Raw genomic sequence first — 12,036 nt, forward strand, 5'->3', positions numbered from 1 at the left:
TTATTAAAATTCCCGATAAATATTTACTGAACTTCTTTTAAATCTATTTCATCAATTTTATATTTAGGCTCTATTGTAGCATTTACTTTATTAAGCTTATCTTTTATATCTACATATTGCTTTAAAAAATTATTAAAAGTATTTTTATATTTTTCTTCAACTTCATGTATTATCTGCTGTTCTAAAGCATTATTTATATCTTCGCCGTATTTCGCTAATTCTCCGTCTATTTTCCTATAATATTTCCAATAATTATCCATAGCATTAGTATCTACAGAAATTATATATTTATCTAAATCCTGAGCAGAATTTATATTATTATCAAAATATTCTAAAATATTTGTAACTAAATTTGTTATTGACGATTTTATATTTTCTCCGCTGTTAAAAAACATTAATTCTAAACAAACGGCTTCGAATATACCGTCATCAGCTTTATTCACTATAAAATGCAAATGAGGTATATTCCAATCCTCAGAGTTTTTTAAAACAAGTTTACCTATAGCTTTAAAATCCAAATGAGAAACAGAAAGAACTTTAATATTTTCATATTTAGACATTCCTAAATCTCCTTATAAAAACTTATAAATATAATATATCAGAAAATATTTAATATGTCAATTTAAATACATGACGAAATTAGATTTTATGAACTCGGATACTGCAGATATAAAGCCTATTTGAAGTTTTTCCCACCATCATATTAGTCAATAAAAATTAGCTTTTTTATTAAAATAAATCCTCTCTGTCTGTAAAGGCTATAAGATAATTTCCGTTCATATCGTTTGACTGCTCAATAGCTTTAAAATTATTTAATGATATTGAAAGCTCTTTTGGCTCTATTGCAGGAAATGAAGGACTTCCTCCCACATCGCAGCTTACGAATATAAAAGGATAATCCCTATTTTTGAATCTTGTTTTTGAAGATATTATAAAAGACTGTCTGTTTCCATTCAAAATTCTGTCATAAAAAATTTCTTTTGATTGAATATTAAAAACAGCATTGCCTGTAAAATTTAATGTAAACTTTGAATTTGGAAAACCGTATCTCTTTGAAGATATATTAAACTTCTCCTCTTTAGTCCATTCAAAAGCCAAAGCAATATCGTTTACGGAAGAGGCTTCAGTACCGTTAATAAAAAGCTTAGTAGGATATTTTGAGGTCTGAGCCATAACAACATCTCTCTCTTCCGCACGCTCTTCAATTAATACTAAATCTTTATCTATATTTATACTGTCTAAAGCCCAAATAGAGGAAGTTATTTCGGTCATAGACTTATTTGCAAAATTAAAATTAATGGATTTGCTTTCGCAGCCTATATACTGAACCGTATCAATATTTTTAGACCCGTCGCATAAAGCTATATTATAATACTGCGCCTCTCCAAATCTCGGCATTATTATATTCTGATATTTAGGATATTTCTTTTTTGACTCTTCGCTGAATAATCCGCTCTCTATAAATCCTGCCCTTTTAAAGCTTATCAGATATTCTACCTTTTGATTTTCTCTGTTATACTCTTTTAATTCATTTATTAAATTGGTAAAATCAACTTCATCATCTTCGCTTCCTGTTATTAAGAATGCCTTTATATTTTCTATTTTATTTAAAGAATCTATCAAATCTTTATGCTTCATAGAAGAATATATATCAATAAAGCTGCTGATATAACCTTCCTCATTTTCCGTTATAATTTCAAGCATATTAATGTTTTCATCTTCCGAAGATTTATTAAATCTTAAGGCAAAATTATTAAAATGGCTAATGCAAAGCAGATTCCCTGAAGTTTCTTTTGTATGCACATTAGCCCATATAAGACTTACATAATATGCATTAGAATTCGGAAAAGCACCGAAAGATATATCTCCCGAATAAGAAACAGCCCCCGCATAGCTTTCCGAAGAAGGAGCGCCTATATATTCTTTATTCATAGATTCCGATGAAGGAGTAAGACCTGCATACGAAGGATATATTAAATACCTTCCTTTGACTTCAGCATTATCTGATGCAAAATCGATTATTTCATCTCTGCTTTTTGTTTTTGCTATTCTCACCTTATAACCTGAACCGTTTATAACAGTTAAGCCGTCCTCATCATTCATTAAATTACCTTTTAAATCAAAAATACTCATTAATAAATCACCCGCATATTATAATAATTATATACTTTCTAAAATTACATTCTCTGTAATATCAGCATCTGAAACGGTTATAGTTCCGCATTTTGCACTATATCCTTCAACTCCTACTTGATAATTTATAATATCTCCGTTTTTATAAGCACCGAAAGATTTTTTTTCATTATTCATCATTATATGCGCATTATCAGGAAATGATATAATTTTCACTTTATAAAGCTTATCTCTGTTTCGAACATAGTCATAAACCTTTTTATTAAATGAATTATTAATTAAATCAGTAAAGAACTTCATTCAAATAACTCCCTGTCATAATCTTAAAATTAATATCAAGAGAAAAATTAACACCTCTTATAGATGAAAAATCATTAAAATGTCTTTTTGAGTTTTCACTGTCAAATGAAGGAGATTCCCATTTAATTACAGGAGATAATGCTATACGCTCACCCTCATCATTAAGTTTTGATATCCAATAACGCGAAGCCTGATTAAGCGCCAAAGGAATAACTGTATAGGCTAAAAAAGATTCTCCAGCCTTAAGTTCTTTATAATTTAGCATATTTTTTATCTAACTCTTCGCGTTTTATCCGTATGGCTTCGGCACTCATAGCATCATTATTTTTAACAGCCAATTCCAATTCCTCATCAAGCCTTAATAAATAATTTTCATAATCTTCATTGTCCCTGCTTTTTTTATCTTCTTTTAATTCTTTCTGATAATCGTCAAACTCTTTCAGTTTATTTTTAGCCCTTTCAACAGCATCATCATAAGAAGTTAAATCATAATGAAAAAAATCTCTGAACAAAGAGCTTAAATCTTTATATATTTCTAATACGCTTGATACGCAGTCTTTTATTTCTTCAGAAAATTTTTTTATATCTATGCTTTCTAGCGCATCATTAACGGAGTCTGCAGCATCTTTAATATCGGAGCTTTCATCTGAAAAGTCTTTTAATAAATCTTTTGAATCTTTGAATAATGATACAGATTTTTCCAAAGCACTGTTTATATTTAAAATACTGGTTTCTATATTTTTAAGTTCTTTGCCTGCATCCGAAAGATTTCTGCTTAAATTTTTATTAAAGTCATCAGCCATATTTTTATCCTTTTTTTAAGCAATATTAATTGAGTATAAAATTATTAATTTCCCGAGTTTAAAATTTTCTCAAGATTCTTTCTCTGCTCTTCCTGACTGTATAAATAATTTGTAAGCTTTATATTCATCTTTGATAATTCCAAATCTATATTAAGAGTATTTTTTTCAAATTTATAATCTATAGTTCTTATATTCATATCAGCAGTTCTAGATGCAAAATCAAAAAAGCATATAAACTTATCATAAAGTATATTGCCCATTTCGGAAGTTATTATTATATCTCTCTTATCATAACCCTGAACATCAAATACTCCGAAGCCGTTTGTAAAATACTTTCTTTGAAAATGTTTTTTATCTTCTATTTGAAATACTGCAGAAACATTTGATGATCTGCCTTCTCCAATTTTAATGCCGTCTGAAAAAAATATTACTATCTTTGTAATATTGCCGCTTTGACTGCATACAAGATTATAATATCTGTCTATGCTGGCAAGCGAAACTGAATACTGCTGTTTATAATTAGGAAATTTTCTGTATTCTATGCACTCATCAATATTAATTATATCTGATGAATAAACATTATTTAATTCTCTTTCAAGTATATTAAAATCATTAAAGTCTATAATCTGATAAAAGTTATTAACTGGCTTTAATATGCATTCTACGCATTCATTAATATTTAAATCATAATTTTTTAAATTGAGGGTTTTTATTTTTATTATTTCTTTTTTTGACTGATTGATTAAAAAACTATATGCATATTTATATGCTAAATCATAATTTTCAAGCCTATATTCTATTTCAAATATATCTGTTTTTATTCCTATCTCTTTTTCTAAAGGTATAGGAGGATAAAGCTTATCAGCACCCACTATTTTAGGAAGAGTTCTGTATACCTCTTTTTCATTGCCGTTTTCATCTGTTATGCAGTCTTTCATCTTTATAATGTAGCGGCTTACCAAGTCGGCGGAATCCTCCTCATAATCGCTTTGCGAAAAATCATTATTATGCCAATTTAATTTTTTACTGGGTATATCTGAAAATTCCTTAAAATAAAAATATCCGTCAAAATCCACTCCCCAGCACCAAGTATCAGACATATTATCTTCCACTTCGTCAAGTATATCGGAAATATTTTTTCCGCTGAAAGATATAATAATCTGCTTATCATTATTAAGAGAAATATTTTTTTCATCGAATATTATACCCATTTCCTCAATTTTATCCTTTAAAGATAAAACTATATCCAATACACCTTTAGAAGATTCAAGAATTAAATCGCCTTGTATATACTGATGAAGAAGCCTTCCCCATATAGGAATAATATTTAAATTAAGTCCCGCATTATCTATGCTTTCAATATATCCTGCAAATCTCTTTTTACCATTAAGATAATATTCAACTTTATCATTTATATTGAAGTAATTTAAAGGCATGCTGAAGCTTATTCTGCTTACATCTCCGCCTCTTTTATTAACTTTAAACTCATAGCTTAAATAACTGCTGCAGGCATTTTCTGCATATATATTATTATTAATCTTTATATAATTACCGATATCTTCAAAATTAATATAGGCAGGAGGAGAGAGCTTATATATTTTATTTCTCAGAAAATAATAAGGCATAACAACATAGGGCATTATATTAAAATACCTCTTCTGTATCTTATGGAAGCCTTAATGCAGGTTTGATTGCTTTCTAAATAAAATACATTAATACCTGCATTAAGTTCAGGTCTTATACCTTTATAATTATAAGCAACGCCGTTTATAGTTAATCTCTCTCCATTAAAGTCGGCATTATAAACCCCGTTTCTTAACTCGGCTTTGCATTGCACTCCGAAATTATCTCTGTTTGCAAATAAAAAATCAAGCATTCCGCCAGACACAAGAAACTGCAGATTAAAACTTAAAGGCACAGGAACTAAGCTTAAGGATTTATAATTAATATCCTGTTTATTATCCTCAGTAACAGAAATTTCATACTCCTCTTCCTTCTGCCTTAAAAATACCTTGTCAAGAGCCTCAAGAGAAATATAGGCAACTCCCAAATTATTTATATATTTGATATTATATCCGCTTACAGATTTTATAATATATTCCGCCTCATAAATCTCATTTTCAAATACTGTCCTTATAAAATACCTTTTAATATTTCCTGATAATATCATACCTGTATATTTGGAATACTGCTCTTCTATTCTTACCCAAGAACCTAAACCGTCTTTATATTCATAAATAGGAATTCCTATATTAAAAGATCTTCCGCTTGATATATTTCCTATACCCAATTTTATAGATGATATTCTGTTTCCGTCTGCCGCTTTATAATCGGTTTTTATATCTCCTGCTTTTATGCTTTCTGCAGTATTCATTATATCAAAAATCTTTTCAGAATATTTATCTCTGACAATTAACTTAAAATCAAAAGACATAGGCAAAAACTCCAAAATAAACTCATTAAATAATAAAAAATATAAGCCATTATAAGAAAAAGAATATTCACAATAGCAAAGAAATAAAAAAATTAATTTTATTTAATATTTATATAAAGTTGAAAAAAAATATAAGTTATACTAAAATTATATTTATAATTTAAATAAGAGAGACAGCTTTAATGAAAAATATATTAACTTCAGTATTAATATGCATTTTTGCACTAGGCAATTATCTTTATGCTAAAGATTATAAAGTGTATGTTATAAAGAAAAAGGAATTTCAGGAGATTAACAGATGGTATGCAGGATACATAAAGAAGGCTATAGATAAAGCTTCATCGGATAGGGCAGATTTAATAATATTGGAGCTTGATACACCGGGCGGTCTTATTTCCTCAGCCTTTGCCGTAAAAAACTATATTATGGAAAGCGAAGTTCCTATTGCTGCTTTTATCAATAAAAATGCATTATCGGCTGGAGCCTTAATATCTCTAAGCGCAAAAGAAATTTATATGTCTGAAGGAAGCGTAATAGGAGCGGCAACTCCCGTATATTTAAATGGCGGAGAACCTAAAAAAGCTGGAGAAAAAGAAATAAGCGCTATGCGTGCGGCTATGAGAGCATCTGCCGAAAGCACAAAAAAGAATGTAAAAGCTGCGGAAGCTATGGTTGATGAAACTATAGTTTTAACTCAGAAAGAAGACGGAATCAATTTAGACAATAAAACATTATTGACATTAAGCGCCGATGAGGCTGTTAAAATAAATATCGCCGATAAAAAAGCAGATTCTGTAGAAGAAATAATAGAATTAAAAGGACTTTCAGAAAACTGCTCTGTTATAAATATAGAAGAAGAAAAATATGACAGCATATTAAAATTTCTTCTTAATCCAGCCGTGCTAAGCATATTAATGTCATTAGGAATAGCAGGCATATATCTTGAAATAAAAACACCAGGCTTCGGAGTAGGAGGAGTTACTGCAATTATAGCTTTTTCAGTATTTTTCTTTGTGCAGTTTTTATCGGGAAGCAGCAGTTTTTTAGCACCTGCAATATTTATTTTAGGCGCAGTTCTTCTATGCGTTGAAATATTTCTTATACCCGGTTTCGGAATTACAGGAATATTGGGCATAACAGGGATAATAGCAGGAATATTTATATCCTTCGGAATTAATAATATAGCTATAGCTTCCATAGTTGTATTTACATCTCTTATAATAGATATAATACTTATAATATTAATAGCTAAGTTTATGAGCAAATCTGAAAATTTTAAGTATAAAATTACGCTGAATAATGATACTGCAGGATACCATTCAAGCATATCATATAATGAGCTTTTAGGAAAAAACGGCACTGCTGAAACTTTCTTCAGACCTTCGGGATATATATCTATAGACGGTAAAAAATACGATGCCGTAAGCGAGGGCGAATTTATAGATAAGGGAAGCAATCTAACAGTTATACTTGTAGAGGGAAACAGAATAGTTGTTAAAAAAATATAAGCTTATGATTTTAAATCAGCAATATTTATAATATTCCATATTAAGCTAATGAACTGAAAACTCTTACGGAAGATATATCTATTTTAAGCTGAAGAACATATCTTTTTCCGTCGCTTCCTATAGCATAGGTGTATCTGCTTGAAAGAGGGGATATACCGCTTTCTGTATTTTTTATATTAACTGGATTTTGAACTTTGATATTTTCCTTTACTGAAGAAGCCTGCATTTGAATGCTTGTCTGCATATTACTTATTTTATTAACTGTCATACTAATAATTCCTTTTTTCATAAATAGTTTATAGTATTAACGGTAATATAAAAAAAAACTTAATAATTTTAAAATACTTCAACAAATAAATTATATATATTTTACAGTATTTCTTGATTTTTTGATAAAAATATTATAGCCTATTAACTATATAATAAAATGCAGGGGGACATTATTATGAAAATCAAACTTCCTCTAATTATTTTAATAACAGCATCAGCCGCTTTTATAGCTATAAAAAAAATAAAAGATAATAAATTTCATATTAAAAGCTATGACGGCAAATTCAGTATGCTATTTTCTAAAGATTGGAAATTATCAGAAAATAAAAATGAACTTAATGAAAACTCAAACTTAGAAGCTATTAACAATAAAAAAGGCGTATGCATTATAATGTTTTCCAAATCAAAAAATGAACTCGGTAATATTACTTTAGAAGAATATAATAATATTATTCTAAGCAGTATTGAAGGCGAGAATATAATATCATTGAAAAATATAAAATTTAATAATAAAGAAATATATTCTGCACAATTTAATTCATATTATAAAAATATGCCTGTAAATTATATCTTATATGCATTGGAAACAGAAAATTATTATCATCAGTTTATGGCGGCTTTAATAGGCGGCAGTAAAAAAAATAAATACTTAAACAATATTTTATCCACAATAAAAGAATTACAGAGTAAAAATAAATGAAAAAGACTGCATTAATATTATTTTTAATTTTATATTCTCTGTCTTTTGCGGAACAGAAAATATTTATATCGGTAAAATTAAAAGGAAATGAACTTAGAAAAGAAATACTTAAATGGGTAAAAAAAGAAGCATCATACAACAGATTCAGAAGCTATGATAACGGACAGATATATTTATTTTTCGTTTCAAATAATATTATAGAAAATAATTCTTTATGCTTTGATATAAGATTTCATTTGGAATACGATAAATTTATGGTTGATTTCTCCAATATAAAATTACTTGACAATACCACAGGTCATGCTGAAGATTTAAAGTTCAGTACTTGGGATATGCTTACAAACAGCGGGAGATTTAAAGAATATAATCAGACTATAAGCCTTATAATAGAGGAATTGGAAAATATAGTAAATACATCATAATTAAATATCTGTACATGAAAATATTTTAATAAAAGACTCGCCAAGAAGAAAAATTTAATTATTCATCTTAAATAAATAAAAATATATATTAATTTTTAATATAAAATCTGTTTCTGTAAAAATATACAAGCAAAGCCGCAGATACTATAGTGATCATTCCTATCAGTGAATATATATCAGCGGTCTCATTAAATAAAAATAAGCTGAACATATAAGAAAATATTACGCCTGTATAATTATAAATACTTATAGAGGATACAGGGGCTTTCTTATATGCAAATGTTAAAAAGAACTGACCTAATCCAGCAAATATGCCTATGATTAAAAGCATAAATATTTCAAAAATATTCGGAATCAAAAAACTCTTTATAAAAAATAGTGAAAATAAGCATGAAAATAATGAAAAATAAAATATTATAAGAGAATTACTTTCTCTGCCTTTTAAGTATCCTATAACAGCATAAGATATGCCTGCAAATAACGCAGCTGATAATGCTGTTAATGCCGTAATAATATCAGAATTCATAGAAGGTTTTATTATAAATACGGATCCTGCTGCTGCAATGATCATGCCTATCCACTGCACTTTTAATATTTTTTCTTTAATAAGAATAAAGGCAAATAAGCTTGACCAAAAAGGAGAAGTTTTTTGAAGCACTGCAGCATCCGCAAGAAGCATATTATTTGCCGCATAGAAATAACATATAACTCCCAAATATCCAGAAATGCATCTGCATAATATTAAAATAATATTTTTTTTATGGGGAAAAATATTTTCTTTGTTTTTAATCATCATAAAAGAACTTATAAATAATGTTACAAGGTTTCGGGCAAAAACCTGCTCCATTAAAGGAATATCTGAACCCGATATTTTTACAGCCGTTTCCATTATGCTGAAAGATAAGGCAGAAAATACTATAAATAAAGAACCTAATTTTATATTATTATTTGAATTATTAATCATATTAAATTATTAGTATACGCTTTATTATTTTTTAGAAAAGGCATTTTCCTCTCCCTTAAGCATTCTTTTATAATTGGGTATATGCTTTATTATAATGAAGGCTGCAAGAAGTATTCCTATGGGAAGCATCACCTTATAATTTATATTAAAAAATAATCTGTATAAGAAATTAGCTTTAAAATAAAGTATGCTTAAAATTACAGGAAAAACAGCCGCACCAATTGTAGATCCTACTGCAACCGTTTTTTTTGATGCAAATAAACCTATAAAGAAAAAAACCATAGTTATAAGAAGACTTACAGGCGCAAGCATAAACATTGAGCCTGCACTTGTGGCAACTCCTTTTCCTCCTTTGAAGCCTAAGAATACAGAAAATACATGACCTAAAATAGAAGAAGCAGCGCATACAGCCAATATATAGCTATGCGATGATATTATATCCGATAGTATGAATGAAGCCGCTGAAACGGAAATAATGCCTTTTCCTATATCGCATATATAAGCTGCAATGCCTGCCTTTTTTCCGCATACTCTAAGAACATTGCTTGCACCTGAATTTAAGCTCCCCTCTTTTCTGACATCATGACCGTTTATCTTTCCTATTATAAATGAAAATGGGATGGATCCTATTAAATAGGATACTAATACGCTTAGTATAATTTTTAATATCATAATTATTTTTTACCTCTTTTTCTGAAATTAAGAATAATCGGCGTTCCTCTTAAATCAAACATGTCTCTGAATCTGTTTTCTAAATATCTCTTATAATGCTTATTTAATTTATGAGGATAATTGCAGAATACGGCAAAAGCAGGAGGATTTATACCCGTCTGAGCTACATAAAAAACTTTGAAAGGATTTCCGCCTGCAGATATTGTGTATTCTCTTGTAGCTCTTATCATAGTTTCTGTAACGGCATGCGTTTCAAATTTCTGAAGCCTTGTTTTAGCCACCCTTACTGCAAGCGATAATAATTTATCTGCATCATTTTTTCTTACTGCCGAAACTCTTGCATAAAATGCATAATTAAGAACAGGAAAAGTTTTTTTCATATATGCCTCATAATCATTCCAAGTAGTCCCTTTTTCTCTTATATCCCATTTATTTGCGGCTATTACAATTCCTTTTTTTCTTTCTATTATAAGATTGGCAATAGTTTTATCCTGATCAGTCAGTCCCTCAAGAACATCAAGCATAAGTATGCATACATCGGATGACTCTATGGCTTTTACAGCCCTGTTTACGCTGTAATATTCAATATCCGTATTTACATTTTTCTTTTTTCTTATTCCTGCAGTATCAACAAGACAAATATCATCTCCTTTGAAATTAAAAGTTTCATCTACAGAATCCCTTGTTGTACCTGCTATATCAGATACTATGCTTCTGTCTTTTTCTATTAATGTATTTAATAGCGTAGATTTGCCCGCATTAGGCTTTCCCACTATAGCTATATTTATAGCTTTACTTTCAGCATTATCGGAATCTTCAGTCTTTATTTTAATATGCTTATCTTCTTTATCAGTATCTTTTAATATTTTAAGAATTTTTTCTTTTAAATCGTTGATGCCTCTGTTATGCTCTGCGCTTATAGGAACAATATCTTCTATTCCCAAAGAATAAAATTCATTAATCAAATCATTGTGAGAACTGCAGTCTATTTTATTTACAACAAGTATAATAGGCTTTCCCAATTTTCTTATTGTATTAATAAAATGTCTGTCATCTGGATGCATCATACGGGCATCAGCTAAAAATAAAATCAAATCGCAATCGGAAGAAGCTGTTTTTAAAGCTTTATCCCTTACCTTTTCATTTAAAGCATCTTCGCTTATATCTAAAAGCCCTCCTGTATCAAGAATATTAAAAGCTGTATCATCTATATATACGGAGGCTATACTTATATCTCTGGTAACTCCAGCCATAGGATCAACTATAGACTTTCTTCTTCCTGCGAATCTGTTAAACAAAGTGGACTTTCCAACATTAGGTCTTCCCAATATTGCAATATTTTTCATTTATTAAACCTTTTATAATTACATATCATTTAAAATAATATCATAGTTTTTAATATATTGCTATATAGTTCATAAACTGTTGATAAGTAAAAAATATTTCAAACATTATAAACATATTTTTAAATTATATAATTTCTGAATTTTAATTATAAATTTTATATTATTAATTACAGAATATATTGTTAATATTAACATATTTACAAACATTATATAAATAATTTTTTATATTTTCTTCTTATATGCATAAGTTATCAACATATTAACTTCTTAATAATAATAAAAAATTTATTTAAAAATTTAAATATATAATATTATTATATTATGAAAAAACAGATTAATTCAAATTATGAATTTAATAAAAATAAAATATTAATGAATTCAATTATTTTTTAAATGTTGATAATATGTTGATAATGTTAATAAATTAATTATAAAACATAATATAAGAATTCATATTAAAAATTTATTATTTAAATTTTATTTT

At 28.2% G+C, this 12,036-nt stretch carries 14 protein-coding genes; 3 read left to right on the forward strand and 11 right to left on the reverse strand.

Annotation, left to right across the window (positions count from 1 at the left end):
• Nucleotides 1-23: 23 nt before the first annotated feature.
• The 7 genes from QZ306_RS02095 to QZ306_RS02125 form a co-directional block, all read right to left on the reverse strand.
• The gene (locus QZ306_RS02095; protein WP_295160397.1) at nucleotides 24-560 is read right to left on the reverse strand and encodes a hypothetical protein; all 537 of its coding nucleotides are present in this window, start codon (nucleotides 558-560) and stop codon (nucleotides 24-26) included.
• 169 nt (nucleotides 561-729) lie between these two features.
• A complete protein-coding gene (locus QZ306_RS02100) occupies nucleotides 730-2,133 on the reverse strand; it encodes a phage tail protein (RefSeq protein WP_295160400.1) in 1,404 nt (467 codons plus the stop codon).
• A 27-nt stretch (nucleotides 2,134-2,160) separates the two neighbouring features.
• Nucleotides 2,161-2,433: a hypothetical protein gene (locus QZ306_RS02105; protein WP_295160403.1), complete on the reverse strand. Its 273-nt coding sequence runs from the start codon at nucleotides 2,431-2,433 to the stop codon at nucleotides 2,161-2,163.
• Nucleotides 2,417-2,698: a hypothetical protein gene (locus QZ306_RS02110; protein ID WP_295160406.1), complete on the reverse strand. Its 282-nt coding sequence runs from the start codon at nucleotides 2,696-2,698 to the stop codon at nucleotides 2,417-2,419. Before QZ306_RS02110 ends, QZ306_RS02105 begins: the two co-directional genes overlap by 17 nt.
• Nucleotides 2,685-3,236 carry a hypothetical protein gene (locus tag QZ306_RS02115; protein WP_295160409.1) on the reverse strand — a complete coding sequence of 184 codons (552 nt, stop codon included), beginning with the start codon at nucleotides 3,234-3,236 and terminating at the stop codon, nucleotides 2,685-2,687. Before QZ306_RS02115 ends, QZ306_RS02110 begins: the two co-directional genes overlap by 14 nt.
• Nucleotides 3,237-3,280: 44 nt before the next feature.
• Nucleotides 3,281-4,876 (reverse strand): hypothetical protein, encoded by a 1,596-nt coding sequence (locus tag QZ306_RS02120; RefSeq protein ID WP_295160412.1) that lies wholly within the window; start codon nucleotides 4,874-4,876, stop codon nucleotides 3,281-3,283.
• Nucleotides 4,876-5,670, reverse strand: a complete 795-nt coding sequence (locus QZ306_RS02125; RefSeq protein WP_295160414.1) for a hypothetical protein — start codon at nucleotides 5,668-5,670, stop codon at nucleotides 4,876-4,878. The genes QZ306_RS02120 and QZ306_RS02125 overlap by 1 nt, the downstream gene beginning before the upstream one ends.
• Before the next feature lie 182 nt (nucleotides 5,671-5,852).
• Between QZ306_RS02125 and QZ306_RS02130 the strand changes: the two genes are divergently transcribed.
• Nucleotides 5,853-7,178 carry an NfeD family protein gene (locus QZ306_RS02130; protein WP_295160416.1) on the forward strand — a complete coding sequence of 442 codons (1,326 nt, stop codon included), beginning with the start codon at nucleotides 5,853-5,855 and terminating at the stop codon, nucleotides 7,176-7,178.
• A gap of 40 nt (nucleotides 7,179-7,218) precedes the next feature.
• Here QZ306_RS02130 and QZ306_RS02135 read toward each other — a convergent pair whose 3' ends face one another.
• The gene (locus QZ306_RS02135) at nucleotides 7,219-7,446 is read right to left on the reverse strand and encodes a hypothetical protein (protein WP_295160419.1); all 228 of its coding nucleotides are present in this window, start codon (nucleotides 7,444-7,446) and stop codon (nucleotides 7,219-7,221) included.
• 177 nt (nucleotides 7,447-7,623) lie between these two features.
• Here QZ306_RS02135 and QZ306_RS02140 point away from each other — a divergent pair, with 177 nt between their 5' ends.
• Nucleotides 7,624-8,148: a hypothetical protein gene (locus QZ306_RS02140; protein WP_295160421.1), complete on the forward strand. Its 525-nt coding sequence runs from the start codon at nucleotides 7,624-7,626 to the stop codon at nucleotides 8,146-8,148.
• Nucleotides 8,145-8,570 (forward strand): hypothetical protein, encoded by a 426-nt coding sequence (locus QZ306_RS02145; protein WP_295160424.1) that lies wholly within the window; start codon nucleotides 8,145-8,147, stop codon nucleotides 8,568-8,570. Before QZ306_RS02140 ends, QZ306_RS02145 begins: the two co-directional genes overlap by 4 nt.
• Nucleotides 8,571-8,658: 88 nt before the next feature.
• On the opposite strand, the gene QZ306_RS02150 is transcribed toward QZ306_RS02145, so the two are convergent.
• From QZ306_RS02150 to der, 3 genes are read right to left on the reverse strand one after another with little or no spacing between them, the layout of a single operon-like run.
• The gene (locus QZ306_RS02150) at nucleotides 8,659-9,534 is read right to left on the reverse strand and encodes a DMT family transporter (RefSeq protein ID WP_295160427.1); all 876 of its coding nucleotides are present in this window, start codon (nucleotides 9,532-9,534) and stop codon (nucleotides 8,659-8,661) included.
• 24 nt (nucleotides 9,535-9,558) lie between these two features.
• Nucleotides 9,559-10,206 (reverse strand): glycerol-3-phosphate 1-O-acyltransferase PlsY, encoded by a 648-nt coding sequence (gene plsY, locus QZ306_RS02155; RefSeq protein ID WP_295160430.1) that lies wholly within the window; start codon nucleotides 10,204-10,206, stop codon nucleotides 9,559-9,561.
• Nucleotides 10,207-10,208: 2 nt separating this feature from the next.
• On the reverse strand, nucleotides 10,209-11,552 hold the full coding sequence (gene der / locus QZ306_RS02160; RefSeq protein ID WP_295160433.1) for a ribosome biogenesis GTPase Der: 1,344 nt from the start codon (nucleotides 11,550-11,552) through the stop codon (nucleotides 10,209-10,211).
• Nucleotides 11,553-12,036 lie beyond the last annotated feature (484 nt).

The organism is uncultured Brachyspira sp. (genome assembly GCF_910588665.1).
Lineage (GTDB): Bacteria > Spirochaetota > Brachyspiria > Brachyspirales > Brachyspiraceae > Brachyspira.